General features: G+C 74.0%; 25 protein-coding genes and 2 pseudogenes. 13 read left to right on the top strand and 14 right to left on the bottom strand.

The genetic code is table 11. The features are described from left to right. Window positions 1-50: 50 nt before the first annotated feature. The gene (locus tag GA0070604_RS07865) at window positions 51-959 is read left to right on the top strand and encodes a DNA-3-methyladenine glycosylase family protein (RefSeq protein WP_091116585.1); all 909 of its coding nucleotides are present in this window, start codon (window positions 51-53) and stop codon (window positions 957-959) included. Here the strand turns inward: GA0070604_RS07865 and GA0070604_RS34105 are convergent. The 3 genes and pseudogenes from GA0070604_RS34105 to GA0070604_RS07855 all read right to left on the bottom strand — a co-directional run bounded on the left by GA0070604_RS34105 (window position 953) and on the right by GA0070604_RS07855 (window position 1,777). After that, window positions 953-1,258, bottom strand: a complete 306-nt coding sequence (locus GA0070604_RS34105; RefSeq protein ID WP_341845333.1) for a DUF1990 family protein — start codon at window positions 1,256-1,258, stop codon at window positions 953-955. The two genes, GA0070604_RS07865 and GA0070604_RS34105, sit on opposite strands and share 7 nt — an antisense overlap. Window positions 1,259-1,358: 100 nt before the next feature. Next, window positions 1,359-1,430: pseudogene (locus GA0070604_RS34100) on the bottom strand (DUF1990 domain-containing protein); the annotation flags it as partial. Between the two features lie 125 nt (window positions 1,431-1,555). Next, complete coding sequence (locus GA0070604_RS07855) at window positions 1,556-1,777, bottom strand: hypothetical protein (RefSeq protein WP_091116582.1); 222 nt, start codon at window positions 1,775-1,777, stop codon at window positions 1,556-1,558. 135 nt (window positions 1,778-1,912) lie between these two features. Between GA0070604_RS07855 and GA0070604_RS07850 the strand changes: the two genes are divergently transcribed. The 4 genes from GA0070604_RS07850 (at window position 1,913) to GA0070604_RS07835 (ending at window position 5,820) form a co-directional block, all read left to right on the top strand. After that, complete coding sequence (locus GA0070604_RS07850) at window positions 1,913-3,025, top strand: ATP-dependent DNA ligase (protein ID WP_091116579.1); 1,113 nt, start codon at window positions 1,913-1,915, stop codon at window positions 3,023-3,025. Window positions 3,026-3,038: 13 nt separating this feature from the next. After that, window positions 3,039-4,661 (top strand): alpha/beta hydrolase, encoded by a 1,623-nt coding sequence (locus tag GA0070604_RS07845; protein WP_167363409.1) that lies wholly within the window; start codon window positions 3,039-3,041, stop codon window positions 4,659-4,661. Window positions 4,662-4,711: 50 nt separating this feature from the next. Then, window positions 4,712-5,164, top strand: a complete 453-nt coding sequence (locus tag GA0070604_RS07840) for a GNAT family N-acetyltransferase (protein ID WP_091116576.1) — start codon at window positions 4,712-4,714, stop codon at window positions 5,162-5,164. Window positions 5,165-5,271: 107 nt separating this feature from the next. Then, window positions 5,272-5,820 (top strand): hypothetical protein, encoded by a 549-nt coding sequence (locus GA0070604_RS07835; protein WP_091116572.1) that lies wholly within the window; start codon window positions 5,272-5,274, stop codon window positions 5,818-5,820. 54 nt (window positions 5,821-5,874) lie between these two features. On the opposite strand, the gene GA0070604_RS07830 is transcribed toward GA0070604_RS07835, so the two are convergent. From GA0070604_RS07830 to GA0070604_RS07805, 6 genes and pseudogenes are all read right to left on the bottom strand, one after another. Then, window positions 5,875-6,597, bottom strand: coding sequence for an ABC transporter ATP-binding protein (locus GA0070604_RS07830; RefSeq protein WP_091116569.1), 723 nt, complete (start codon window positions 6,595-6,597; stop codon window positions 5,875-5,877). Between the two features lie 73 nt (window positions 6,598-6,670). After that, the gene (locus GA0070604_RS07825; protein WP_091116565.1) at window positions 6,671-7,714 is read right to left on the bottom strand and encodes an ABC transporter ATP-binding protein; all 1,044 of its coding nucleotides are present in this window, start codon (window positions 7,712-7,714) and stop codon (window positions 6,671-6,673) included. 1 nt (window position 7,715) lies between these two features. After that, window positions 7,716-10,436, bottom strand: coding sequence for an FtsX-like permease family protein (locus GA0070604_RS07820; protein ID WP_091116563.1), 2,721 nt, complete (start codon window positions 10,434-10,436; stop codon window positions 7,716-7,718). Continuing rightward, the gene (locus GA0070604_RS07815) at window positions 10,433-13,612 is read right to left on the bottom strand and encodes an ABC transporter permease (RefSeq protein WP_091116561.1); all 3,180 of its coding nucleotides are present in this window, start codon (window positions 13,610-13,612) and stop codon (window positions 10,433-10,435) included. Before GA0070604_RS07815 ends, GA0070604_RS07820 begins: the two co-directional genes overlap by 4 nt. A gap of 217 nt (window positions 13,613-13,829) precedes the next feature. Beyond that, window positions 13,830-14,009 (bottom strand): annotated as a pseudogene (locus GA0070604_RS33365) (DUF397 domain-containing protein); the annotation flags it as partial. Continuing rightward, window positions 13,999-14,880, bottom strand: coding sequence for a helix-turn-helix domain-containing protein (locus GA0070604_RS07805; protein ID WP_091116553.1), 882 nt, complete (start codon window positions 14,878-14,880; stop codon window positions 13,999-14,001). The pseudogene GA0070604_RS33365 and the gene GA0070604_RS07805, both read right to left, overlap by 11 nt. Before the next feature lie 206 nt (window positions 14,881-15,086). Between GA0070604_RS07805 and GA0070604_RS07800 the strand changes: the two genes are divergently transcribed. The 3 genes from GA0070604_RS07800 to GA0070604_RS07790 are packed head-to-tail and all read left to right on the top strand — an operon-like array spanning window position 15,087 to window position 15,873. Then, window positions 15,087-15,341 (top strand): hypothetical protein, encoded by a 255-nt coding sequence (locus tag GA0070604_RS07800; RefSeq protein ID WP_091116550.1) that lies wholly within the window; start codon window positions 15,087-15,089, stop codon window positions 15,339-15,341. Beyond that, entirely contained in the window at window positions 15,338-15,601 is a 264-nt protein-coding gene (locus GA0070604_RS07795) for a DivIVA domain-containing protein (protein ID WP_091116547.1), read from the top strand. The genes GA0070604_RS07800 and GA0070604_RS07795 overlap by 4 nt, the downstream gene beginning before the upstream one ends. Continuing rightward, the gene (locus GA0070604_RS07790; protein ID WP_091116543.1) at window positions 15,598-15,873 is read left to right on the top strand and encodes a hypothetical protein; all 276 of its coding nucleotides are present in this window, start codon (window positions 15,598-15,600) and stop codon (window positions 15,871-15,873) included. Before GA0070604_RS07795 ends, GA0070604_RS07790 begins: the two co-directional genes overlap by 4 nt. A 150-nt stretch (window positions 15,874-16,023) precedes the next feature. On the opposite strand, the gene ligD is transcribed toward GA0070604_RS07790, so the two are convergent. Beyond that, window positions 16,024-17,052 (bottom strand): non-homologous end-joining DNA ligase, encoded by a 1,029-nt coding sequence (gene ligD / locus GA0070604_RS07785; protein WP_091116538.1) that lies wholly within the window; start codon window positions 17,050-17,052, stop codon window positions 16,024-16,026. Between the two features lie 47 nt (window positions 17,053-17,099). Between ligD and msrB the strand changes: the two genes are divergently transcribed. From msrB to GA0070604_RS07765, 4 genes are all read left to right on the top strand, one after another. Further along, complete coding sequence (gene msrB / locus GA0070604_RS07780; RefSeq protein ID WP_091116534.1) at window positions 17,100-17,504, top strand: peptide-methionine (R)-S-oxide reductase MsrB; 405 nt, start codon at window positions 17,100-17,102, stop codon at window positions 17,502-17,504. A gap of 35 nt (window positions 17,505-17,539) precedes the next feature. Continuing rightward, window positions 17,540-17,800 carry a Prokaryotic metallothionein gene (locus GA0070604_RS07775; protein WP_091116531.1) on the top strand — a complete coding sequence of 87 codons (261 nt, stop codon included), beginning with the start codon at window positions 17,540-17,542 and terminating at the stop codon, window positions 17,798-17,800. 93 nt (window positions 17,801-17,893) lie between these two features. Then, window positions 17,894-18,343, top strand: coding sequence for a GNAT family N-acetyltransferase (locus tag GA0070604_RS07770; RefSeq protein WP_091116527.1), 450 nt, complete (start codon window positions 17,894-17,896; stop codon window positions 18,341-18,343). 136 nt (window positions 18,344-18,479) lie between these two features. Further along, window positions 18,480-19,574, top strand: a complete 1,095-nt coding sequence (locus tag GA0070604_RS07765) for a lytic polysaccharide monooxygenase auxiliary activity family 9 protein (RefSeq protein ID WP_091116524.1) — start codon at window positions 18,480-18,482, stop codon at window positions 19,572-19,574. Window positions 19,575-19,621: 47 nt separating this feature from the next. Here the strand turns inward: GA0070604_RS07765 and hemQ are convergent, their stop codons facing one another. The 3 genes from hemQ to hemE are packed head-to-tail and all read right to left on the bottom strand — an operon-like array spanning window position 19,622 to window position 22,885. Further along, complete coding sequence (gene hemQ / locus GA0070604_RS07760; RefSeq protein WP_091116521.1) at window positions 19,622-20,323, bottom strand: hydrogen peroxide-dependent heme synthase; 702 nt, start codon at window positions 20,321-20,323, stop codon at window positions 19,622-19,624. Further along, complete coding sequence (hemG, locus tag GA0070604_RS07755; RefSeq protein WP_091126964.1) at window positions 20,320-21,729, bottom strand: protoporphyrinogen oxidase; 1,410 nt, start codon at window positions 21,727-21,729, stop codon at window positions 20,320-20,322. Before hemG ends, hemQ begins: the two co-directional genes overlap by 4 nt. A 10-nt stretch (window positions 21,730-21,739) precedes the next feature. Then, on the bottom strand, window positions 21,740-22,885 hold the full coding sequence (gene hemE, locus GA0070604_RS07750) for a uroporphyrinogen decarboxylase (protein WP_091116517.1): 1,146 nt from the start codon (window positions 22,883-22,885) through the stop codon (window positions 21,740-21,742). Window positions 22,886-23,081: 196 nt separating this feature from the next. On the opposite strand from hemE, the gene GA0070604_RS07745 reads away from it, so the two are divergent. Beyond that, window positions 23,082-23,657 (top strand): DUF3000 domain-containing protein, encoded by a 576-nt coding sequence (locus GA0070604_RS07745; RefSeq protein ID WP_091116513.1) that lies wholly within the window; start codon window positions 23,082-23,084, stop codon window positions 23,655-23,657. A gap of 61 nt (window positions 23,658-23,718) precedes the next feature. Here the strand turns inward: GA0070604_RS07745 and GA0070604_RS33360 are convergent, their stop codons facing one another. Continuing rightward, complete coding sequence (locus GA0070604_RS33360; RefSeq protein ID WP_244162268.1) at window positions 23,719-24,738, bottom strand: hypothetical protein; 1,020 nt, start codon at window positions 24,736-24,738, stop codon at window positions 23,719-23,721. Window position 24,739: the final 1 nt, after the last annotated feature.

Below are 24,739 nucleotides of genomic sequence, written 5' to 3'. Positions count from 1 at the left end.
TCCGGCCGCGGCCTCCGCCGCCGCGTTCACCGGCCTGGCACAGTTGTGGGGTGCTGCCCACCGTCACCCGAACGCTGCGCCCTCCGGCCGACTACCGGCTGGCCGCATCGGTCCGGCCGCTCACCTTCAGCCGGTACGACCCGTGTGCCCGGATCACCGCCGACGGTTTCTGGTGGGCCACCCGTACCCCGGCCGGGCCGGCCACCCTCGCGTTGCGCCCCGCCGCCGGCGAGCTGGTCGCCGAGGCGTACGGGCCGGGGGCCGACTGGGTGGCCGAGCGGGCCGACGCGGTGGCCGGCCTCCGCGACGATCTCGCCGGCTTCGCCGACCTGGCCGCCGCCCACCCGGTGGTGGCCCGGCTGGCCCGCGAGCACCACGGGCTGCGGATGCCGGCCACCGGCCAGGTCTTCCCCCGGCTGCTGCGGGCCGTGCTGGAGCAGAAGGTGACCGGCAAGGAGGCCTACCGGGCGTACGCCGCGACGGTCCGGCACTTCCGCGAGCCGGCGCCCGGGCCGGTGTCGCTGCTGCTGCCCCCGGCACCGGCGGCGGTGGCGGCCAGCCCGTACTGGGTCTTCCACCCGTTCGGGGTGGAGCAGCGGCGGGCCGACACGCTGCGCCGCGCGGCCGCCGCCGCGGACCGGCTGGAACGTTGCGTCGACGCCGCCGAGGCCACCCGCCGGCTCACCGCGATCCCCGGCATCGGCCGGTGGACCGCCGCCGAGGTGGTCCGGATCGCGTACGGCGACCCGGACGCGGTCAGCGTCGGCGACTACCACGTGCCGAACACCGTGGCCTGGGCGCTCGCCGGTGAGCCGCGCGGGGACGACGCCCGGATGCTGGCGCTGCTGGAGCCCTTCCGGGGCCACCGGGGGCGGGTCTGCCTGCTGCTGGAGGCGGCCGGCATACAAGCGCCCCGGTACGGCCCCCGGGCGCCTCTCCGCTCGTTCGCGGGCTACTGACCGGCGCAGAGCCGGCGCAGCGTCCGCCCCAGCCACCAGGCGTAGACGTGCTGCACGACCTGGGCGGCCGGCCCGGCGGCCCGCGCCCACCAGCGGGCCGGGCGGCTGAACGCGGTCACCTCGAACCAGACCCCGTCGCCCGCCCGGCTGACCAGGAACGCCTCCTCGCCGACCTCCGGGTGCCCGGGCAGGGTGCCGTAGCCGAATCCGGCCCGGTCCGGCTCGTCCACCGCCCAGACCACCTCGGTCGGGCCCCAGATCCGCAGCGGCCCGAGGCCGAGGCCGGGGGTGACCCGCACCCCCCGCGCGGGCGCGGGGCGCGTCGGTACGCATCGCCACCCCGGCGGCCCGGTGCAGCCGCCAGCCGAGCACGGCGTCGGCCGCGCCCGGGAAGCAGCCGTCCGGCAGCCGGACCCGGTGACGCAGGTGGTGGTAGCCGGCCGGCAGGCGCCCGTCGCGGGTCGCCCCCACCTCGGGGTACGTCAGCTCGGGCACGGCCACCTCCCGTTGTGGGGACACCCCGCCAGGGTACGGCCGGGACCGGTGGGGCCGCCCGGCATCTGCGGGGCGGGCTGGTGGGCTTGCCCGGTGACCGATCAGGGTCGGGCCGCTGCCTCGCGAAGGTCGGCCAAACCGATCGGGGCGTACCGGCGGAGCAGTTCCTCCAGCTCGGCCACCGAGGCGACCTCGCCGATGACGTTGGCGCCGCCGCCGTGCTCCGGGCGGTAGCGGTGCACCAGCCGGTACCGGTACTGCCCCCGAATCAGCTCCACGCTGACCCGCCAACGCCCGCAGCACCCGCAGCTCCACTCCGGCACGCGCCGAACGGTAGCGCTGACCTGCGGTTTTGCCATCCGGCCCCGGGTGACGAACGGGCCGGACCGGGACACGCCACCCGGCACCGACGGTGATCTGCCTCACCACTGTCGGTGGCGTCTGATTGACTGGTCGCCGTGGACCTGCCGATCAATCCGCCGGTCGAGCCGATGCTGGCCAAGAGCGTGCCCCAACTCCCCACCGCCCCCGGCCTGACGTACGAGCCGAAGTGGGACGGCTTCCGCTGCATCATCTTCCGCGACGGCGACGAGGTCGAGCTGGCCAGCCGGGGCGGCAAGACGATGACCCGCTACTTCCCGGAGGTGATCGAGCAGGCCCGCCGCCAGCTCCCGCCCCGGTGCGCGGTCGACGGCGAGCTGATCGTGATCCGCCGGGACGGCCCCGACGGCCAGGCCCGGCTCGACTTCGAGCTGCTCGCCCAGCGGATCCACCCGGCCGCCTCCCGGGTGCGGCTGCTCGCCGAGACCACCCCGGCCGACTTCGTCGCCTTCGACCTGCTCGCCCTCGACGACGAGCTGCTCACCGACCGGCCCTACCCGGAGCGCCGGGCCCGGCTGGAGCAGGCCCTCGCCAAGGTCCAACCGCCGGTGCACGTCACCCAGGTGACCACCGACCCGGAGACCGCGCGGCGCTGGTTCGACGTGTTCGAGGGGGCCGGGCTGGACGGCCTCATCGTCAAGCCGGCCGACCTGCCGTACGAGCCGGGCAAGCGGCTGATGTTCAAGGTCAAGCACGCCCGCACCGCCGACGCGGTGGTGGCCGGTTTCCGCTGGCACAAGTCCGGCCCGGTGGTCGGCTCGCTGCTGCTCGGCCTCTACGACGATGCCGGCGTGCTGCACCACATCGGGGTCAGCTCGTCGTTCACCGCCGCTCGGCGCAAGGAGCTGCTGACGGAGCTGGAGCCGTACCGCGACACCGGTGGCGACCATCCGTGGGTGCACGGCGACCACGAGCGGGGCCAGCGCATCCCCGGCGGGGTGAGCCGGTGGACCGGCACCAAGAACCTGGAGTGGGAGCCGCTGCGCCCCGAGCTGGTGGTCGAGGTCGGCTACGACGCGATGGAGGGCGACCGGCTGCGGCACACCGCACAGTTCGTCCGCTGGCGCCCCGACCGCGAACCCCGCTCCTGCCGCTACGACCAGTTGGAGCGCCCGATCCGCTACGACGTCGACCAGGTGCTGCGCGGGGATCCGGCGGCGATCGTCGGTGGCGCGTCCGGCCGGGCGTAGCCTGGCTTCGGACATGATCACGGAAGGCTCCCACGTGACCCGCTTCTCCGACCGGATCCGCCGGGTCCGGCCCGCCCCAGGGCGTGCCCTCACCGGGTTCGTCGCCGCGCTGGTGCTCACCGCCGGCTGCACGCTGCCGGCGTTCGCCCCGCGCGCCGAGAGCCGGGGTCCGGCGGCGCCCCCGGGCACCGCCCCGTCCTGGCGCGCCTGCCCCGAGGTCCCCGACGAGTTGGTCGGCCGGGGCGCGGCGGGCATGCGCTACGAGTGCGCCCGGATCCTCGTACCCCGGAACTGGGGCAACGGCGCGGCCACCGGCGCGACCGCCGGGCCCGGCACCGGGGAGACCTTCGAGATCGCGCTGATCCGGATCCGCTCCAACAAGCAGCACGACCGGATCGGGTCGCTGGTGGTCAACCCGGGCGGGCCAGGGGCCTCCGGCGTGGACACCGCCGTCTACCTGTCGTTCGGCCCGGCGTTCGGCGGGCTGCCCACCGCGGTGACCGACCGGTTCGACATCGTCGGGTTCGACCCCCGCGGGGTGAACCGGTCCAGCCCGGTCAAGTGCATCTCCGACGCCGACCTGGACGCCAACTTCGGCTACGACCCCGACCCCCGCGACCAGGCCGCCTTCGACGGGTTCGTCACGTTGAACCGGCGGATCGGGAAGGGCTGCGGCGACAGGTACGGCGACCAGCTCCCGCTCTACGGCACCGAGCAGGCGGCCCGGGACATGGACGCGGTACGCGCGGCGGTCGGCGACGACAAGCTCACCTACCTCGGCTACTCCTACGGCACCCTGCTCGGCGCGGTGTACGCCCAGCTCTACCCGCAGCGGGTGCGGGCGCTGGTGCTCGACGGCGCGGTCGACCCGCAGCAGAAGCTGATCGCCGGGTCGGAGAGCCAGGCGAAGGGCTTCGAGCGGGCCTTCGACAACTTCGCCCAGTGGTGCGCGGCGAACGCCGGCCGCTGCGCGATCGCCCCGGACGCCCGGGGGGCGGTCACCGCCGCCATCGACAAGGCCAGGGTCTCCCCGGTACGCGCCAAGGACGGCCGGGAGGCCACCGCGGGCTGGGTGTTCTACGCGATCATCTCCTCCCTCTACACCGAGGCGGGCTGGCAGGAGCTGGCCCGGGCCATCGACTCGTTGCAGGGCGGCGACCCGGGCGGCGTGTTCGACCTCGCCGACGCGTACGCGGAGCGCGGGGACGACGGGCACTACTCGAACCTGTTCGACGCCAACCTGGCGGTGAACTGCGCGGACGAGACCGAGAAGCCGAGCCGGGAGCAGATCCGGCAGCTCCAGTCGCAGTGGCGGCAGAAGTACCCGCTCTTCGGTCCGGCTCTGGCCGTGGGCATGCTCGGCTGCGTGGAGTGGCCCGGCGCACGGGATCCGTACCCGACCGGGAAGGCGTCCGGCGCACCGCCGATCGTGGTGATCGGCACCACCGGCGACCCCGCCACCCCGTACGAGCAGACCGCCGCGCTCGCCTCGATGCTGGGCGTCGGGCGGGTGCTCACCTGGGAGGGCGAGGGGCACACGGCCTATCCGCAGACCGCCTGCGTCACCGACGCCGTCGACGCGTACCTGATCTCGCTGACCGTGCCCCGGACGGGGCTGCGCTGCCCGGCCCGGTGACTCACGGGGTGACGGCGTATCGTCGGGCGTCGCTGTGACACGCTCCCGGCATGACCGACGTGATCTTCCGGGAGGCGGTCCGCGCGGACCTGCCCGCCGTCATCGCACTGCTCGCCGACGACATGCTGGGCAAGGCCCGCGACTTCACCGAGGTGGACGACGCGTACGAGAGGGCGTTCGCCGACATCGACGCGGACCCGCGCAACCACCTGGTCGTCGCCGAGGTGGGCGGCGAGCTGGTCGGCTGCATGCAGATCACGTACATCCCGGGGCTGGGCCGGCACGGCGCCGAGCGGTCGCTGATCGAGTCGGTCCGGGTCCGCTCCGACCTGCGCGGCCGAGGGCTGGGCCGGCAGATGATGGTCTGGGCGATCGACCGGGCCCGGGAACGCGGCTGCGCGCTGGTGCAGCTCACCACCGACAAGACCCGCGCCGACGCGCACCGCTTCTACCGCAACCTCGGCTTTGTGGCCAGCCATGAGGGGATGAAGCTGGCACTCTGACGACCGATCTCCCCCGTTACGGGGAGGCGTCTCACCGCCGGGCGGGATGATCGCCGGAGTCCGGCGACGGCAGGCTGGACGGGCATCCGACGAACGGAGGAGTTCGCGTGTCCAGCGCCACCGCCCACGCCGTCGCCCACCCGCGCGACGGGCGCCCCGCGCCGACCTGGGCGATCCGGGCCGCCCACCTGATTCCGCTGGTCGTCCTGCCGTCCGGCCTGTGGCGGGTCGCCCTGGTCGCCGGGATCCCGATCGGCGCGTACGAGCACGGCGCACCGGCCCGCACCCACGGCGGGGAGAGCGTCTACATCCTCTCGCTGAGCGTGGTCTCGGAGGCGCTGGCCCTGCTCGCGCTCGGCCTGGTCCGCCCGTGGGGCGAGGTGTTTCCCCGCTGGCTTCCGCTGCTGGGCGGGCGCCGGGTGCCACCGTCGTTCGCGGTCACCGTCGCCACCGCCGGCGCCATCGGGGTCACCCTCGTCTGGGGGTACGGCGCATGGGGAATGACCGTCCACAGCCTTCTCGTCCGGGGCGACGGGCTGGGCTTCTCGCCGCCCGGCCTGGCGCTGCTGGTGGCCTGCTACGCCCCGCTGCTCCTCTGGGGTCCGCTCCTGCTCGCCGTCACCTACGCCTACCACCGCCGCCGCTCCCACGACTGACCCGCCCCGCCCCCACCCCGGCTCGGCAGCCACGGGGGTGGGGGCGGGCGGAGGTCAGTCGTTGATCAGGCGGCCGTCGCGGAGGGTCAGGGTACGGTCGGCCATCTCGATCAGGGCCGGGTCGTGGGTGGCGACCAGGGCGGTCATGCCCCGGGCGTGCACCACGGCCCGCAGCAGGTCCATGATCGACCGCCCGGTCTCCGAGTCGAGCTGACCGGTCGGCTCGTCGGCGATCAGCAGATCCGGCTCGTTCGCCAACGCCCGGGCCACCGCCACCCGCTGCTGCTGCCCGCCGGAGAGCTCGTACGGGCGCTGCGCGGCGTGCCCGCCCAGCCCGACCAGCTCCAGCAGCACGGCCACCCGCTCCTCCCGCTCCGCGGCCGGCACCTTCGCCAGCCGCAGCGGCACCCCGACGTTCTCGGCCGCCGACAGGATCGGCACCAGCCCGAACGTCTGGAAGACGAAACCGACGGTGCCCCGGCGCAGCGCGAGCAGTTCCCGCTCATTCGCGGCGGTCACCTCGTGCCCGGCCACCCGGACCCGGCCGGCGTCCGGCCGGTCCAGGCCGCCGACGAGGTTGAGCAGGGTGGTCTTGCCCGCGCCGGACCGGCCCCGAACCGCGACCAGCTCGCCGCGGCCGGCGGAGAACGACACCTCCCGTACGGCGTGCACGGCGTGCTCGCCCTTGCCGAAGGTCCGGCTCACCCCCTCCACCCGGACCACCTCGTCGATGACGGTGGCAGCACCCCCCGGCGCCACGGAAACCTGCTCGCTCATGCCGCCACCTCGCTCCGCTCGGCGTCGGCATGAGGCGCGACGCTGCAATGATGATTCGCTCGCTGACGCTCGCTCATGCCTCACTCCGTTCGGCGTGCGCCCGGTCGCCGGGCCGTACCTCGACATGGTCGGGCTCCAGGTTGAGCTGGACCCGGTCCCGCAGGGACAGGGCGTCCACGAAGGACGCCGGCAGTTGCATCCGACCGGTCCGGTCGAGCACCGCGTACTCCTCGCTGACCAGCTCGGTGCTGCCGTCGGCGGCGATCCGCGCGGTTCGGCGTACCTCGGAGGAGGTCCGGCCGTCGCGGATGGCGACGGTCCGGCGAACCTGGCCGGCCACGGCGTGGTCGTGGGTGACCACGACGATGGTGACGCCCAGCTCGGCGTTGATGGTCCGCAGCGCGGCGAACACCTCGGCGCCGGTCGCCTCGTCCAGCTCACCGGTCGGCTCGTCGGCGAAGAGCACCTCCGGGTCGTTGGCGACCGCGACGGCGACCGCGCAGCGCTGCTGCTCGCCGCCGCTCATCTGGCCGGGCTTCCGGTCCGCGCAGTAGCCGACGCCGACCATGTCGAGCAACTCGCGAGCCCGTTCCCGGCGCGCCCGCCCGCCCCGCCGGCCGGCCAGCTTCATCGGCAGTTCCACGTTCTCCAGCGCGGTCAGGTACGGCAGCAGGTTGCGGCCGGTCTGCTGCCAGACGAAGCCGACCACCTGGCGGCGGTAGCTGAGCCGACGCCGGTTCGACAGGGCGAGCAGGTCGTACTCGGCGACCCGGGCGATGCCGGCGGTGGGGGTGTCCAGCCCGGAGAGGATGTTCAGCAGGGTGGACTTGCCGGAGCCGGAAGCGCCGACGATCGCCACCAGTTCGCCCCGGTCGATGACCAGGTCGAGGCCCTGGAGGGCGACGACCTCAACCCCCTCGGTCTTGAAGATCCGGACCAGGCCGTCGCAGACGATGTGCCCGCGCAGCCGGTCCCGCCCGCCAGCCCGTTCGGCGGCACGCTGCGCGGCGCGCTGCTGAAGGGCAGCCAGGTCCGGTACGGCGGGCGCCGGCTGTCCGGGGTCGCTGCGCGGCGCCAGACGCGCCGAGCCCGGATGGCCGTAGGCGGTCCCTGTCATGTCAGCTCTCCTCTCCGAGCCGGAGCACCTCGCCGAGGCGCATCCGGCGGTTGTTCAGGGCCTCGACGGTGACCGCGAAGCCGAGGGCCAGTACGGCGAGGCCCAGCACGCCGGCCACCAGCCGGGGTTCGAAACCTGCCTGCACCGCCACCCCACCGGTGAACGCGCGCAGGCCGAGCACCGGGGTGAGCAGCACCGGCAGCAACGCCCCGACCAGCGCGCCGGTGAGCACCGACACCAGCACCAACGGGGCCAGCTCGACCAGCAGCAGGCCCCGCCACTGGCGGCGGGACAGCCCCATGGTGCGCAACCGGGACAGCACCTGCCCCCGGCTGCGCGCCTCGGCGAGCACCGCGAACGCGAGCGCGAGCAGGCCGAGCAGGCCACCACCGACCGCGCCGACGACGAACCCGAAGACCAGCAGGCCGTTCACCCCGCTGCCGCCCAGCTCGGCGCGGACCGCCGACCGGGCCAGCACCTCCGGCGGGCGGGGCCGTTCACCGGCGACCAGGGTGCCGCTGCGCTGATAGCGCTGCTGTCCCTCCTGGGCGACGCGGGCCACGGCGTCCGGGTCGACTCCGGTGCCGGCGAGCACGAAGCCGGTGGGGGCGAGCGGATGCGGAACGTTCGCCGGCAGCGCCGGCCAGGGCAGCACCAGGAAACGCGTCATCTTCTGGTCGATCAGCGGGAACTCCTCGACGGTGCCGGCGACCCGTACCGGCAGCCGGTTGCCCTGCACGTCCAGCCAGGCGGGTTTGCGTCCGTCCCGGTCGGCGAGCCCGGCGTCGGCGAACTCCTCGGCCAGATCCGGGGAGACCAGCCCCGGCATCGGCGCCGTCGGGTCGCCGACGGCCCGCAGCGGGCCGGGGACGGTCACCGGGACGCCCGCGCGACGGGCCACCTCCGCGAAACGCTCGCCGTCGACCAGCAGGACCCGGATCTCCCGTACGCGGCTGAGCCGGCCGGCCTGGTCGGCGGACGGGCGTTGGCTCGGCTCGACGAGCACCGGGGCGACCGCGCGCACCCCGGGCAGCGCGGCCAGCGCCTCGCTGGTGTCCGGGGCGAACCGGTCCCCGTTGACCAGCACGTCCCCGGGGACGACCCGCCCGGCGGCCCGGTCCCGGCCGTTCTCGATGCCGGTCGCCACCACCCCGCAGAACGCGGCGGTGGCGACGGCCAGCACCACCACGACGAGCGGGCCGGTGGTGGCGGCCCGGCCGGCGCGGGCGGTGCCGAGGAACGCGACGCTGCCCCGGGCCCGTGCGGCGGCCCGGCTGAACAGCCGCAGCGGCCACGGGTACGCGCGCAGCGCGACCAGCGCCGCGGCGACCGCGAGCAGCACCGGCACCGACACCAGCAGCGGGTCCACCGTCCCGTCGAGGGTCAGCCCGCGCCGGCGCAGCAGGAACGCCCCGAGCGCGGCGACCACGAGCACGGTCACCTCGACGGTGAGCCGCACGGTGGTGGAGCGGGCGCCGACCAGATCGGCCCGCCCAGCGCCCCGCGTGGCGGTGAGCGCGGTGACCGGCGGGAGCAGCGTGGCCGCCACCGCGGCGAGCAGTACCCAGCGCAGGTCGGCGCCCTGGCCGGGGAGGAGTCCGGCGAGCAGCCAACCGGCGCCGGCGGCGAGCGGCAGCACCAGCACCGACTCGGCCAGCCCACGGCGCAGCACCCCGGCGGTCGAGCCGCCCCGGGCGCGGATCAGCACGTACTCGGAGCGGCGCCGACGCGCCGCCACCCGGGCGGCGAGCAGGACCAGGCCGGCCAGGGTGGTGAGCAGCCCGGCGGCGATGACGGCGAGCAACGTACGGGCCGCGGCGAGCGACTCGGCGAAGCGCCGCAGCGGGATGTCGACGCCCTGGGTGAGGGTGAGCCCGGCCGGGCGGGTCCGCTCCAGGGCGGCCAGCCCGTCGATCAGCGCGGTGAGTTGATCCGCGGTGAGCCGGTCCGGTGCGATGCGGTAACGCCAGCCGAAGCTGATCCCCCAGCCGGCGGCCGCGGCGCTGTCGAAGCCGCGCTCGCTGGTCACCCCGACGCTCAGGAACGGCTTGCCGTCACCCTCGGGCTCGGTGAGCCGCAGCAGCGACGGCAGCCCGTCCCAGATCCCGTCGGTCGGATCGTTCGGCCGGAACACACCCACCACCACGACCCGGCTGACCAGAAACGGTTTGCCGTCCGGGTCCAGCAGGCTGTAGGTGAGCCGATCGCCGGCGCGCAGCCCGAGCCGGCCGGCCACCGTATCGGCCAGCGCCACCTCGATCGCGTTGTCCGGGTCCGTGTCGGGCCAGCGTCCCTCGACCAGGGTGGCCGCCTCCTGGATGCCGCTGACCACCCGCATGCTGATGTCGATCAGACCCTTGTCGGGGGTCAGCCGCGGACCGCGCAGCCGGCCGAACGTGGTCTGCGCCTGATACCACCGCTCGCCGATCACCCCACGGACGGCAGCGGGCATCCGGTCCTGGATGGTGTCCAACTCGCGGGCCTCGATGGCGGCGATCCGAGTGTCGGTCTTCGCCGCCATCATCGGCTTCGAGGTGTAGGTCAGGTCGCGCAGGGCCGCCTTCTGGCCCGCGACGTGCTCGCGCAGCCCCTGCCCGGTCAGCCGGTCCGCGACCCGGGGCACCGCCGTGATCAGCAGCGCGGTAACCAGGGTCAGCACGGCGAGCAGCAGGAAGTGCCCCCCGTACGCCCGCACCCGCCGGGCGACCGCCAGCAGACTCATCGTTCTCCCCCGATCCGAAGCTGGGCCGCGGCCACCCGCTGGCGGATGCCGGCGGTGATGACGGCGCTGAACGTCAGTGCGACCGCCAGCAGCCCGAGCGCGGTCGCCCCGACCGGCGCCCAGGGCAGGATGAAGGCCGCGTCGGGCACCGGCCGGCCGGCGGCCGGCGTGAGGATCACCAACGGCACCATGGTGGCCGCGACTCCCGCCCCGACCAGCAGACCCACCCCGACACCGATGCCGGCGAGGAAGGACTGTTCGGCCAGGAGCGCCCGGGCCAGCAGGCGCGGTGTCGCCCCGAGCGTGTGCAGCACGGCGAACTCCGTCATCCGGTGCCGGGTCGTCGCCCAGACGTCGACCGCCAGGCCGACCAGGGCGAGCAGCACGGCGCCGAGGGCGGCGGCGAGCAACCCGGTGCGGGCCCCCAACCAGTACGGGTCCCGGGCCGCCTCGGCGGCGACCTGGCGCCGGTCGAGCAGGGCGGTCCCGGGCAGGTCGGCGACGGCCGCCGCCGCGGCGGCGTGGTCGCCGCCGGTGTCCAGCCACCACTCGGAGATCGGCCGGACCGTGCCCGTGTGCCGCACCAGCCAGTCGACGGCGGTGGGCAGGTTCAGCAGGATCCCGTCCCGCTCGGTGGCGGGCACGGCCGCGACCAGCCCGACCAGCTTGACCGACAGGGACACCCCGGAGAGGGTGAGGGTGACCGTGTCACCGTCGTGGAGGTTCAACGCCGCTGCTGCGCCCGGTGTCATGAGCGCGGGCACCGGTGGGTCGTCCCCGGTCGGCACCACGGCGAACCGGGAGGGCGGCTGGCGCGCGAACTGCAGGAGCCCTTCCGGCAGTTTCACCTCGTGCGTGACGTCCACGGTGCCGCCGTCGAACCGGGCCGGTGCGCCCGGGCCGGTCAGGGAATCGGTCAGCCGCCAGCCGGCGCCGAGGGCGAGCGGCAGTGTGCCCCCGCCCGCGTCGGTGAGCCGGAGCCCGTCGAGGCGCAGCCGGTAGCGGTAGGCGGTCGCCGGACCCGCGTCGGCCTCGAAACCGGCCAGCCGCAGCGGCGTACCACCGGTTTCGGGCAGCGGAATGGAGAACGGCACCGGCCGGTCCCCCTGCCCCACCGCGAGCGGCAGGCGCCAGCTCGTGCCGTCGTCGCTGGTGAGCAGCGCCGCGACGGCGACCCGCGGCTCCCCGAACGGGGAGGACGTCGGAGTACGGACGGTGCCGGAGAGCTGCCGGGCACCGGCCGGGAGGGTGACCCCGGCAGGCGCGGGGCGGCCGCTCGTCAGCCGGTCGAGCAGTGCCGACGCGGACGCGTCACCGACGGCGTCGTCGAGCCGGAGCAGGCCCTTCGCCCCGGTCGCGTCCAGGCTCACCACGCTCACCGGCAGGTCCTTGCGGCCCAGCCGGATGTCGTCGCGCCACGCCGGCAGCGCCCGTTCCACGCCGGGCACCGCGGCCAGCGCGGCGGCCCGGTCGCCCGGCGCGGCGCCGTTGCGCTCGGTCAGCCGCAGGTCGGCCCCGACGGTGTGCCGGGCCTGGTCCTCCTGGGACCGGTCCCAGGAGGCCATCAGCGACCAGGCCAGGGTGCTGCTGCCGACGGCGAGGGCGAGCAGCAGCACCGGTCCGGCGTGCGGCCGGCGGCCTGCCTGCCACATGCCGAGAATGGTGGCGGTCCAGGGTCGCCGGTCGACGAAACGCTCGGCGAACCGGGTCGCCGGCGGCAGCAGCCGCAGCGCGATCACCGCCCCGGCCAGCACGCCGATGGTGGGCGCGGCGGCGAGCAGTGGGTCGATGCCGAGCTGGCCGCCGGCCCCCGCGAGGGGCGAGGAGTACTGCCGCAGCTGGGTCCAGGCGAGCACGGCGAGCGCGACGAGCGCCAGGTCGACGCTGGCCCGCTGGACGGCCGCGCCCCGGGTCGGGCGGGACCGGGCCGCCATGTCGGCGACGTAGGTGCCGGCCCGGCGCAGCGCCGGCATCACCATGGCGAGCAGGCAGCCGACCGCGGCGGTGACCGCCACCGCCCAGACCTGGCCGAGCGCGGCGTCGGCCAGGAGCAGGTCGGCACCGATCCACCGCACCGCCTCCGCGGTCAGTGGTGGTGCCAGCAGGAGGGCCGGGGCCACCACCAGGGTCGCCTCCCGTACGGCGAGGCCGGCGATCTGGCCACGGGCGGCCCCCCGGGCGCGCAGCAGCGCGGTCTGCGCCCGCCGGTCCTCGTTGAGCAGCGCGGCGACCAGCACCAGCGCGTACCCGCCGAGGACCACGATCAGCAGCAGCGGGGTGAGCAGGGCGGACCGCCCCACCAGGTCGGCCCGGCCGAGCCGGTCGGCGAGCCGGTCCAGGTGGCTGACGGTCTGGGCGGAGGAGCCGAGACCGGTGGCCTCGGGAATCTTCTGGGCAACCGTGGCGACCGCCGCCTTGACCCTGGCCAGCCGGCTCGGCTCGACGACGGCGAGGTCGGGCACGACCACCCAGGCGCCGGACGTGGAGTCGGGGAAGGTGCGCGCGAAGTCGGCCTGGTCCAGCGCGAACGGCCCGTACGAGGTGACCGCGCCGCTCCCCTGGCTGTCGCCCACGCCCGGTGCCAACCACCAGTACGGCTCGCTCGGGTCGCGGGGCCGCCAGGTGCCGGCGACCACCACCGCACTGGCCCGCTCGGCGCCACGGTCGTAGAGCGGCACCCGGTCCCCGGTCCGCAGCCCGAGCTGGCCGGCGATCTTCTCGGGCAGCGTCACCTGCAACGGCGTCGCCCCGGGCGTCGGCCACGAGCCGGCGGTGAGCTCGGCGTGCGCGGGCAGGTCTGCCAACGTGGCGAGGTTGGCGAACATCGGGTCGTTGCCGATCCTGGCCGCGCCGAGATCCCCGGTCAGCTCACGCCCGGTGCCGTACCTGGCGGCGGCGATGGACACCGCCGTGCCACCCAGCCCGCCGGCGAACTGCGCGCGGACCGCGCGGTCCCGCTCGGCGTACGCCGCGGCGTCCGGGCCGCCGGAGCCGCTGACCAGCAGGCTGCGCTCCTCGGCCGGGGCGGCGGCGAGCACCGCCCGCTGGCCGGCGTCGACGGCTCGACGGTTGTAGTCGGAGAGCCCGGTGACCAGCGCGACCGCGACCAGGGCCGCGATCGCGGCGGCGAGTAGCAGCCCGCGCGCCTCGACGGCCCGCCTCCACACCAACTTCATCCGATGCCCTCCCCTGGCCCCCGGTCGGGCCGATGACAAGGGAGACCGGTCGAGGGCCGGGAAAGGTTCGCGCCCGTTACATGATCGTTACCTGCCGTTCGCTGGGCCCCGTCCCCACGATCCACTCCATGTGCGGCATGTGGCTGTATCCGGCCTCCGGAAGACCACGACCTGCCGCATCTCGTGCCGCGCCCGACGGGCTGGACGCGCCGCCGAACTGATCGGCGCAGGTCGCCGCGACGAACCGGGCCCAGCTCGCCGGGTCGAAGCTCAGCACCGGCCCCTGCCGGTCCTTGCTGTCACGAACGCCAACCGCCTCGGCGAAACCCGCCACCTCGACGCAGTCCCCCTCGCCACCGGATCGGGATGACTTGCGCCATACCCCGTCACGCCTCATCGGTCATCTCCTTCGCGATTGCCGTGATCAGCTCACGGGACTCACCGGCACCGAGCGCCCGCTCAGTGAGCGAGGCCCAGGCATCCTCATAGGTCTGGATCTCGTGCGCCTTGTCAAGGTAGGCCGCACCGCATGGGCCGTCCATATAGATCGTGGTCGGCTCCGGCTCCCGCACATCGGTGGGAAAGTCGAGCATGGTGAAGGTCCCGGCCGATGCACAGCGGAACAGTCCGACATGCAGCGGCAGCACCCGGAGGGTGATGTTGTGCCGCTGACTCGCCGCCACCAAGGCGTCGAGTTGCCGGACCATCGCCAGCCGGTCGCGCAGCGGCCGACGCAATACCGCCTCGTTGAGGATGACGTCGAAGTAGGGCGCCCGGGGCACCGCCCGAGCCAGCAGCCGCTGTCGACGCAGTCGGACGTCAGCCTTGGCTTGCCGCTCCGCCTCGCTCATGTGCGGATTGTCGGTGGCGATCACCTCGGTCATGTACTCAACGGTCTGCAACAAGCCCGGCACGAGGTTTGCTTCGTACTTTCGGATCTTGGTGGCAGCGGCTTCCAAACCGACGTAGAGCTTGAACCAGTCCTTGATCGCCTCGCCGTAGCTGTGCCACCAGCCGTGGGCCTTGGTTTCGCGGGCCAGCGCCCGCATCGTTTCGATGGTTTCCCGGGATGCGCCATAGACCCGGCACATCGCCTCCACGTCGTTCGGGTGCATGGAGACCTGGCCGGTTTCGTAACGCCAGATCCGGGGCGCCGACCATTCCAATTCCTTCGCCGCCGCGGTCACCGTCACATGCGCGTTCTCGCGAATTTCTCTCAAGTATCTGCCGAGCTGCCTACGCGGGACGGTGCTTCCCGAGTCGTCCACGTCATCTCCTTTGCTGTCGTCGCGTAAGGCACCTCATCCCTTGGTTCGCATTCTGCTCCAAAAGATTGCGGCAGACCAGACCGGAAATGACCATCGTGGATGACCGCAGAATCTCGGGCGGTCCCGCCCGGGGCGGGTGCTCTTCCCCCGAAACCTCATCCCGGCGCCCGCCCCGGGCACCGCCGCCATTCGACAGAGGGAGGATCATGGACTCGATCGACGACATCCTCGGCGACATCCCCCTACCGCCCTACGTCACCGCCGAGGACGTCACCTTCGCGATCAAGGCGATCCTCGTGCACGCCGCCGAGCAGTGGCCCGACGGGCCGCGCTGCCGCAACGACCGGGCGCCCCACCCCTGCCGACTGCACCGCTGGGGCCGCCGGATCCTCGACCAACGCGGCCTCACCGAACGGCAGATCCACGCGATGATCGCCGAACAGGAAGCGCCCCGGCCATGATCTACGGAACCAGAAACCGCCTGCTGCCACACCACGTCCGCGCCGCCGTATTCGACCGGCGCTGGCGCGGCCTCGACCCCACCCAGGTACGCGACCACCTCGAACACGTCGCCGACGAACTCGAACGCCTCCACCGCGAACTCATCACAGCGACCACCGAGGCCGAACGCATCCGCCAGGCCCTACGACAGTGGCAGTCCCGCCACGGACACTGCCGCCACCGCGACCCGGGCACCCCCGACAGCCGGCAGCCGCGATGACCGCGCCCCGCTGGATCATCCACCTGCCCACCACACTGACCAGCGTGGACGACGCCACCGCCCTCGCCGTGACCCTCCGCGACTCCCTCGGCCACGTCACCGCCATCGACTTCGGCGAGACCACACTCAGCGAGGAGGACCGCCAGTTCGTGCGTACCCGAATCTGGTGTGACGCCCGGCTCGACACCACCCGCCGCTGCCGACGCCGCGACGACCACGACGGCCCCTGCGCACCCACCGACGACTCGGCCGGCCCCACGACCGCCGGCTGACCTGCCCTGGGGTTCGCCGTGCCTCGCGAGATCGTGCTCAATCCTGGATCGAGTGGTGTCGCGCGGGCTCCGATGCCACTACTTCCCTGATCGAGCACGATCTGGGACGGGACGGGACGGGACGGGACGGGACGGCGGCGGCGGCGGCGGTCAGCTTCGGGGGCGGTCGCGGTCCTTGGAGGGCTGCACCCGCTTCGGCTCGCCCGGCATCTTCGGGTATTCGGGCGGGTACGGCAGGTCGCCCTGCCCGGCGGCGGCGTCCCGCTCGGCCCACTCCAGCAGCGGGGTGATGTCCCACGGGGCGTCGTCGATGCCGGCGTGCGGGTCGCCCCGCTCGGCCAGCCGGGCCGGCACGCTGCGCAGGTCGAAGTCGTCCGGGTCGACCTGGGTCAGCTCGTCCCAGTCGACGGGGGTGGAGACGGTGGCCCGCGCGTTGGCCCGCAGCGAGTACGCGCAGGCGATGGTCCGGTCCCGGGCCATCTGGTTGAAGTCCACGAAGACCCGGGCGCCGCGCTCCTCCTTCCACCAGGCGGTGGTGACCAGCTCGGGGCGGCGGCGCTCCAGCTCGCGGGCCAGCGCGATGGTGGCCCGGCGCACCTCGACGAACGTCCAGCGCGGCTGGATGCGCAGGTAGACGTGCACGCCCCGGCCCCCCGAGGTCTTCGGCCAGCCGGTCACGCCCAGCTCGGCCAGCAGCGCGCACAGCTCGCCGGCGGCGGTGACCGCGTCGGCGAAGTCGGTGCCGGGTTGCGGGTCCAGGTCGATCCGCAGCTCGTCCGGCTGGTCGACGTCGGCGGCGCGGACCGGCCACGGGTGGAAGACCACGGTGCCCATCTGGGCGGCCCAGGCCACGTGCGCCAGGTCGGCCGGGCAGAGCTCCGCGGCCTTCCGACCACTGGGGAAGCTGATCTCCGCGGTCGACACCCACGGGGGTACGCCCCGAGTCGGCACCCGCTTCTGGAAGAACATCTCCCTCTCGATGCCCTCGGGGAAGCGCTGCAACGTGGTCGGCCGGTCGCGCAGGGCGCGCATGATCCCCTCGCCGACCGAGACGTAGTAGTGGAAGACGTCCGCCTTGGTGAAGCCGCGCTGCGGGAAGATCACCCGGTCCGGGCTGCTGAGCCGCACGGTGTGCCCGGCGACCTCGATCTCCTCGGCTGCGGCCTTGCTGCCAGCCATTGCGCGACGATATGCGATACCACCGACGCCCGGCGTACCGTTGACCGGTGAGTCTTTCCGAGAGCGAACTGCCCACCACCGAGGACGAGTGGCGGGTCCGGCTGAGCCCTGAGGAGTTCCGGGTGCTCCGCCAGGCCGGCACGGAGCGGCCGTGGACCGGCGAGTACGTCGACACCAAGACTCCCGGCGTCTATCACTGCCGGGGCTGCGGCGCGGAGCTGTTCCGCAGCGAGGCCAAGTTCGACTCGCACTGCGGCTGGCCGAGCTTCGACGACGCCATTCCGGGGGCGGTGAAGGAGATCCCCGACAACACCCTCGGCATGCGGCGTACGGAGATCCGCTGTGCCCGGTGCGACAGCCACCTGGGACACGTCTTCGAGGGCGAGGGTTTCACCCCGAAGAACACCCGGCACTGCGTGAACTCGGTCTCCATCCGGCTCGAACCTCGCTAACCTAGGGCCATACGTCCGTTTTCGGGGGGTTTCGTATGGCTACCTGTGAGGTCTGCGGCAACGACTACTGGATGGCGTTCGAGGTGCGCACGGCCAGCGGGGCCACGCACACCTTCGACTGCTTCGAGTGCGCGATCCACAAGATGGCACCCATCTGCGAGCACTGCCAGATCAAGATCGTCGGCCACGGCGTGGAGGTGTCCGGCCGCTTCTTCTGCTGCGCGCACTGCGCCCGCGCCGTGGAGGGCGAGCAGGGCGCCGAGATCCGCGACACGGTCGGCGCCCGCCCCGCCTGAGCCCGCTCCACACCGCCGCCGTTCGCGCGCCGGGCCGGCAACCTGGCCCGGGTCGGCCGGGCCGCCACCCCGGCCGCGACCTAACATCGCGGGATGCCCATCGAGTCGCACGTCGCGAGCTTCGCCGAGCTGGACGCCCGCACCTTCCACGACCTGCTCCGGCTGCGCATCGACACTTTCGTGGTGGAGCAGAACTGCCCGTACCCGGAACTGGACGGCCGGGACGTCGAAGCCGGGACCCGGCACCTCTGGCTGACCCGCGACGGCGCAGTGGTGGCGTACCTGCGAATCCTGGCCGACCCCGGCGGCGTGGCGCGGATCGGCCGGGTGGTGGTGGCGCCGGCGGCGCGCGGCGCGGGCCTGGGCGGCCGGCTGATGACCGAGGCACTGGCCCTGGTCGGCGCCGGCCCGTGCGTGCTGGAGGCGCAGAGCCACCTGGTCGGCTTCTACGCCGGCCACGGCTTCGCCGTCAGCGGGCCCGACTACCTCGATGACGGCATCCCGCACACCCCGATGCGGCGGGAGAGCCGGCCGGCCACGTGAACAGACATTGACGTACGCCGCTTTTATGTGAAAGCGTGCCAGGCAGAGCCGTCGCGGGAGTCACCCAACCGGGCGTAGGAGGGGCAACTCCGCGCCGTCCGGGCGTCGTCAACCGACCCCATCCCCGGAGGCTCACATGTCCACTCCGCACCGCCGCCGCACCCTGGTCGCGACGGCGTTCCTCGCCGTCGGCACCCTCGTCGCGGCGCTGCTCACCACCGTCATGGCCAGCCCGGCCTCCGCACACGGGTCCGTCGTGGACCCGGCATCCCGCAACTACAGCTGCTGGCAGCGCTGGGGCGGCGACTTCCAGAACCCGGCGATGGCCACCCAGGACCCGATGTGCTGGCAGGCCTGGCAGGCCGACCCGAACGCCATGTGGAACTGGAACGGCCTGTTCCGCGAGGGCGTCGCCGGCAACCACCAGGCGGCCATCCCGGACGGCCAGCTGTGCAGCGGCGGCCACACCCAGTCCGGCCGGTACAACGCCCTCGACGCGGTCGGCGCCTGGAAGACCACGTCGGTCAGCAACAACTTCCGGCTCAAGTTCTTCGACCAGGCCAGCCACGGCGCCGACTACATCCGGGTGTACGTGACGAAGCAGGGCTTCAACGCGCTGAGCAAGCCGCTGGCGTGGAGCGACCTGGAGCTGGCCGGGCAGATCGGCAACACCCCGGCGAGCCAGTGGACGCGGGAGACGGACGGCGTGTCGATCCAGGTGCCGGTGAACGCGCCGGGCCGCAGCGGCCGGCACATCGTCTACACCATCTGGCAGGCCAGCCACATGGACCAGTCCTACTACATCTGCAGCGACGTCGACTTCGGTGGCTCGACCACCCCGCCGACCACCACCCCGCCGACCACCGCCCCGCCGACCACCACTCCCCCGACCACCCGCCCGCCGACGACGGCTCCCCCGACCACCGCGCCGGCCGGAAGCTGCTCCGCCACCTACCGGATCACCAACTCCTGGACGGGCGGCTTCCAGGGTGAGGTCACCGTGACCGCCGGCGCCTCGGCGGTCAAGGGCTGGACGGTCAGCTGGACGTTCCCGAGCGGCCAGCAGATCAGCCAGGCGTGGAATGCCGTCGTCACCAGCAGCGGGTCCACGGTGACCGCCCGGAACGAGACCTTCAACGGCTCACTGGCCGCAGGGGGGCAGACCACCTTCGGCTTCCTCGCCTCCGGCAACAGTGCCACCCCCACTCCGAGCTGCACCGCGACCCTCTGACGAGGGGATGAGAAAGGGGCCCCGGCACCACGCCGGGGCCCCTCGCGTCAGGGCAGGCAGGTGACGATGTCGGCGATGGACCGGCGGCGACCGGTGTAGAAGGGGACCTCCTCGCGGACGTGCCGGCGGGCCCGCGAGGCCCGCAGGTCGCGCATCAGGTCGACGATCCGGTGCAGCTCGTCGGCCTCGAAGGCGAGCATCCACTCGTAGTCGCCGAGAGCGAAGGAGGCCACCGTGTTGGCCCGCACGTCCGGGTAGCCGCGGGCCATCTGCCCGTGCTCGGCGAGCATCTCGCGGCGCTCGGCGTCCGGCAGCAGGTACCACTCGTACGAGCGGATGAAGGGGTAGACGCAGATGTACGCCCGAGGCTCCTCGCCGGCCAGGAACGCCGGAATGTGGCTCCTGTTGAACTCGGCCGGCCGGTGCAGCGCCAGCTGTGACCAGACCGGGGTGAGCGCCCGGCCCAGCGCGGTCCGGCGGAACCGCAGGTACGCGTCCTGCAGCTCGTCGCTCGACGAGGCGTGCCACCAGATCATCAGGTCCGCGTCGGCACGCAGGCCGGACACGTCGTACGTGCCCCGGATGGTGACGTCCTTGCCGGCAAGCTCGCCGAAGAGGGACTCGACCTCGTCGACGACGTTCTCACGCAGCGACGGGAGCGGGCTGGTGGCCCGGTACACCGACCACATCGTGTAGCGGATGGTCTCGTTGAGCTCCCGCAGCCGCGCCGCGTTGGTCTGCTCGGTCATGCTGCCGATCCTCCCAGTGCTGTGATGATCTCCTCGGCCGCGGTCTCGCCCGAGCGGACGCAGACCGGGATGCCGACGCCGTCGTAGCCGGCCCCGGCCAGGGCCAGGGTCGGGTGGGCGGCGCGCACCGCCGCCCGGACCGCCGCCACCCGGCCGAGGTGGCCGGGCGCGTACTGCGGCAGGGCCCCGCCCCACCGCTGCACGTGCCGGTCGATCGGGGTGGGCAGCGAAACACCCAGCACCTTCGACACCTCCCGGTGCACGGTGGCGACCAGGTCCTCGTCGGTGAGCTGCAACGACGTCTCGTCGCCGTACCGGCCGACGGAGGCGCGGAGCAGGGCGACCCCGTCCGCCCGGCGCAGGTGCCCCCACTTGGTGGTGAAGAACGTCGACGCCTTGATCAGCAGCCCCTCGGTGGCCGGCACCAGGAACCCGGACAGCTCCGGCAGCTCCGGCTCCGGCAGGGCCATGGTGATCAACGCCACGCTGGCGTAGTCCAGCTCGCCGACGGTGGCGGCCACCTCGGGCACCGTGCCGGCGAGCAGCCGGGCGGCCGGGCGGGCCGGCACGGCGAGCACCACCGCGTCAACCTCGACGTACTCGGCCTCCCGGGTGGGGCCGACGGTCAGCCGCCAGCCGGTGGCGGTGCGGTGCAGCTCGCGGACCGCCGCGTCCCGGCGGATCGTCGCGCCGCTGGCGGCTGCCGCCGCCTCGACCAGGGTGCTCAGCCCACCGGCCAGGGTGCCGAAGACCGGCGCGCCGGGGGTGCGGGGCGCGGCGGCCTGCGCGGCCCGGACCGCCCCGACCAGGGTGTGCTCGACCCGGGCCGTCCGGGCCAGGGCCGGCATGGTGGCGGCCAGGGAGAGGTCGTCGGCCCGGCCCGCGTAGACGCCGCCGAGCATCGGGTCGACCAGCCGGTCCACCACCTCGTCGCCGAGGCGGGCGCGGACCAGCGCGCCGACCGGCACGTCGGCGTCCGGGCCGAGCAGCGGGCGGCCGGCGTCCCGGTCGGCGTCCGCCGCCGGCCGGGCCACCGCCGCCACCTTGTTCAGATCCCCCGGTACGCCGACCAGCGTGCCGCCCGGCACCGGGCGCAGCCCGCCATCGACGACCAGCGCGGCCTGCCCGACGCTCGGGTGCACGATCGACTCGGCCAGACCGAGCCGGCGGACCAGGGCCACCACGGCGGAGTCCCCGCCGGCCGGGTCGCGCATCAGGAACGACTCGGCACCGAACTCGACCGGGCCACCGGCCAGCTCGCCGGTACGCAACTTCCCGCCGAGCCGGCCGGACTGCTCGTACACGGTGATATCGGTGCCGGCGGGGGCGCGCTCGCGTAACCGGACGGCGGCCGCCAGCCCGGTGATCCCACCACCGACGATCGCCACCCGGCTCGGTCGCGCCATGGTCACTCCCCTACTCGACGGGCCGCGCGCTGAGCTCGTGCACCAGCGCGACCACCCTGGTCAGCACATCGGGATCGGTCTCCGGCAGGACGCCGTGACCGAGGTTGAACACGTGACCGGGGGCGGCCCGCCCCTGGTCGAGGATCCGGCGTACCTCCGCCTCCACCACCGGCCAGGGGGCGAACAGCACGCACGGGTCGAGGTTGCCCTGCACGGCCTTGTCCGGTCCGATCCGGCGGGTCGCCACGTCCAGCGGCGTACGCCAGTCCACGCCGACCACGTCGGCACCGGCCTCGCCCATCGCGCCGAGCAGCTCGGCGGTGCCCACCCCGAAGTGGATCCGGGGCACCCCGGGCGACCGCTCCGGCTCGGCGCGTCCGTCGCCGCGCCGCGACCCGGAGCGGTCGGCGTCGGCCAGGCCGCTGAGCACGCGGGTCGAGTGCGGCAGCACGTAGCGGCGGTAGTCGGCCTCGGAAAGCGCCCCGGCCCAGGAGTCGAAGAGCTGCACCGCGGAGACCCCGGCGTCGATCTGCACCCGCAGGAACGACAGCGTCACCTCGGCCAGCCGGTCGCAGAGCGCGTGCCACAGCTCCGGGTCGCCGTACATCAGCGCCTTGGTCTTCACGTGGTTCCGCGACGGCCCGCCCTCGACCAGGTAGCTGGCCAGGGTGAACGGGGCGCCGGCGAAGCCGATCAGCGGGGTGTCGCCCAGCTCGGCGACGAGCAGCCGGACCGCCTCGTCCACGTAGGACACGTCGTCGCGGCTGATCGGGCGGATCCGGTCGACGTCGGCGGCGGTGCGGACCGGCTCCGCCACCACCGGACCGGTGCCGGGCACGATGTCCAGGTCGACCCCGGCGGCGGCCACCGGCACCACGATGTCACTGAACAGGATCGCCGCGTCGACCCCGTGCCGGCGTACCGGCTGGAGGGTGATCTCGGTGACCAGCTCGGGACGACGGCACGACTCCAGCATCGGCACGTTGGCCCGAATCGCGCGATACTCCGGCAGGGAGCGACCGGCCTGGCGCATGAACCACACGGGGGTGTGCGGCCCGGGTTCACGCCGGCAGGCGCGGACGAAGGGTGAGCCGGCCGGCCCACCGTGGCGGGTTTGTCCGTCTCGGGCCGCAGTGCCCGTGGTGTCGGTACTCATCGCGGCAATCGTGCCACGCCGGCCGATCCGGCCCGCCGCCCCCGTCACCTTTTGTGACGTAGAAGGAGGGGCCCCTTGTTAACGCCTGCGGTATAGGAAGGGCCCCCTGCTAACACCTGCCCCCGCTGTCACATGATCGTGACCGACCCGCTCGGCGCGGCGTCGCCCGGCGCGGGCGGGCGGCGGCATAGTCTGCCTGCATGGCCCCCCGATCGCGCTCCCCGAAACCTTCGCTCGCGCGGTCGCCGGGCTGCGATCGGTGACACCCCGCGCCGAGATCGTGCTGGAGGAGGTCGGCGCCCCCCAGCGCCTGGCCCCGTACGCGTTCGCGCTCTCCGCGGCGGTGCTCCGCGACGAGGACGAGGTGGCCACCGGGCGGCTGATCCTGCTGCACGACCCGGCCGGACACGAGGCGTGGCATGGCACCCTGCGGCTGGTCACCTACGTGACCGCCGAACTGGAGGTGGACCTGGCCAGCGACCCGTTGTTACCCGGGGTGGGCTGGACCTGGCTGACCGACGCGCTGGACGCGCAGGACGCGCGATACCTGGCGATCGGCGGCACGGTCACCCAGACGCTCTCCACCCGGTTCGGCGAGTTGGCCGGGCCGCCCACCGCCGGGGACATCGAGATCCGCGCGTCGTGGACGCCGCTCGGCGTCGACCTGGCCCCGCACCTGCTCGGCTGGTGCGCCCTGCTCGCCTCGACGGCCGGCCTGCCGCCACCCGGCGTGACGGCCCTCTCCTCCCGCCGCCCGGCCGGCGCCGCCTGAACGGCCGAAACACCGCGACGGGCCGCCCCGAAAATTCGGGAGCGGCCCGTACGGCAGACCGTCACAGGTAGTTGTCGGCCTCGTCGCAGATCTTGTCCAGGCCCTTGGTGGCCTTGTCGAAGGCCGCCTTGTCGCCCCGGGACGCCGCTGCGAGGCCGGTGGTGAGCTTGTCCAGGCAGTTGGCGATGACCTTCTTCTGCCGGGCCTGCTCGTCCCGGTCGTTCTTGGTGCCGGTCAGGTCCTGCTCGGTGTCGGCGAGCTTGTCCCGCACCGACTGCAGATCGGCCTTGAGCTTGTCGATCTCCTGCCGGTTCGCCTCGATCGTGCCGTCCCGCTGGCTGACCTTCTTCTCGGAGACATGCAGCTTCCCGTTCGTGTTGACGTAGAAGCCGGTCATCACGCCACCGAGGACGAGCAGCAGCCCGGCGACGAGCGCGAGGACCAGGGTGCTGCGCCCCCGGCGACCGCCCGCCGCGGGCGCCCCGTACGGCGGCACGACACCGGGCGGGGCCGACATCGGCTGCGTCCCGAACCCGGGTCCGGAGACCGGCGGGGCGGACATCGGCGGGGCGGACATCGGCGGCGCCGACATCGGCTGCGGGTAGCCGGGCGCGGAGACCGGGGCGGCACCGGGCGCGGAAACCGGGGCCGCGCCGGGCGCGTACTGGCCGGGAACCGGCGGGGCAGGGAACGGCGGGGCGGGCTGGGGCCGGGCCGGCTCGGACACGCCGTACTGCTGAGCCGCAGGCTGCGCGGCCGGGAACGGCTGAGCCGCAGGCTGCGCGGCCGGGAACGGCTGAGCCGCAGGCTGCGCGGCCGGGAACGGCTGAGCCGCAGGCTGCGCGGCCGGGAACGGCTGAGCCGCAGGCTGCGCAGGCGGGAACGGCGGCTGAGCCGGGGGCTGCGCGGGCGGGAACGGCTCGGTCGGCGCCTGGCCAGCCGGGGGCTGCGCGGCCGGGAACGGCTCGGTCGGCGCCTGGCCGGCCGCAGGCTGCTGGGGTACGGGCTGGCCGGCCCCGTAGACGGTGCCGCCCGGCGGCTGGGGCGGGTAGCCCTCCGCTCCGGTCGGTGGCTGGGACATG

The sequence above is a fragment of the Micromonospora eburnea genome (assembly GCF_900090225.1).
GTDB classification, from domain to species: Bacteria; Actinomycetota; Actinomycetes; order Mycobacteriales; family Micromonosporaceae; genus Micromonospora; species Micromonospora eburnea.
Note: the sequence above shows the minus strand (reverse complement) of the source record. Positions and strands in the feature narration are given on the sequence as shown.

Excerpts from the sequence above, each read along its gene's own strand:
- GA0070604_RS07845 (WP_167363409.1), top strand. The coding sequence starts at position 3,039 with ATGATCACGGAAGGCTCCCACGTGACCCGCTTCTCCGACCGGATCCGC.
- GA0070604_RS07830 (WP_091116569.1), bottom strand. The coding sequence starts at position 6,597 with ATGAGCGAGCAGGTTTCCGTGGCGCCGGGGGGTGCTGCCACCGTCATC.
- GA0070604_RS07770 (WP_091116527.1), top strand. The coding sequence starts at position 17,894 with ATGCCCATCGAGTCGCACGTCGCGAGCTTCGCCGAGCTGGACGCCCGC.
- GA0070604_RS33360 (WP_244162268.1), bottom strand. The coding sequence starts at position 24,738 with ATGTCCCAGCCACCGACCGGAGCGGAGGGCTACCCGCCCCAGCCGCCG.
- GA0070604_RS07815 (WP_091116561.1), bottom strand. The coding sequence starts at position 13,612 with ATGAAGTTGGTGTGGAGGCGGGCCGTCGAGGCGCGCGGGCTGCTACTC.
- GA0070604_RS07775 (WP_091116531.1), top strand. The coding sequence starts at position 17,540 with ATGGCTACCTGTGAGGTCTGCGGCAACGACTACTGGATGGCGTTCGAG.
- GA0070604_RS07825 (WP_091116565.1), bottom strand. The coding sequence starts at position 7,714 with ATGACAGGGACCGCCTACGGCCATCCGGGCTCGGCGCGTCTGGCGCCG.
- GA0070604_RS07800 (WP_091116550.1), top strand. The coding sequence starts at position 15,087 with ATGGACTCGATCGACGACATCCTCGGCGACATCCCCCTACCGCCCTAC.
- hemE (WP_091116517.1), bottom strand. The coding sequence starts at position 22,885 with ATGAGTACCGACACCACGGGCACTGCGGCCCGAGACGGACAAACCCGC.
- GA0070604_RS07820 (WP_091116563.1), bottom strand. The coding sequence starts at position 10,436 with ATGAGTCTGCTGGCGGTCGCCCGGCGGGTGCGGGCGTACGGGGGGCAC.
- GA0070604_RS07765 (WP_091116524.1), top strand. The coding sequence starts at position 18,480 with ATGTCCACTCCGCACCGCCGCCGCACCCTGGTCGCGACGGCGTTCCTC.
- hemG (WP_091126964.1), bottom strand. The coding sequence starts at position 21,729 with ATGGCGCGACCGAGCCGGGTGGCGATCGTCGGTGGTGGGATCACCGGG.
- GA0070604_RS07840 (WP_091116576.1), top strand. The coding sequence starts at position 4,712 with ATGACCGACGTGATCTTCCGGGAGGCGGTCCGCGCGGACCTGCCCGCC.
- ligD (WP_091116538.1), bottom strand. The coding sequence starts at position 17,052 with ATGGCTGGCAGCAAGGCCGCAGCCGAGGAGATCGAGGTCGCCGGGCAC.
- GA0070604_RS07795 (WP_091116547.1), top strand. The coding sequence starts at position 15,338 with ATGATCTACGGAACCAGAAACCGCCTGCTGCCACACCACGTCCGCGCC.
- GA0070604_RS07790 (WP_091116543.1), top strand. The coding sequence starts at position 15,598 with ATGACCGCGCCCCGCTGGATCATCCACCTGCCCACCACACTGACCAGC.
- hemQ (WP_091116521.1), bottom strand. The coding sequence starts at position 20,323 with ATGACCGAGCAGACCAACGCGGCGCGGCTGCGGGAGCTCAACGAGACC.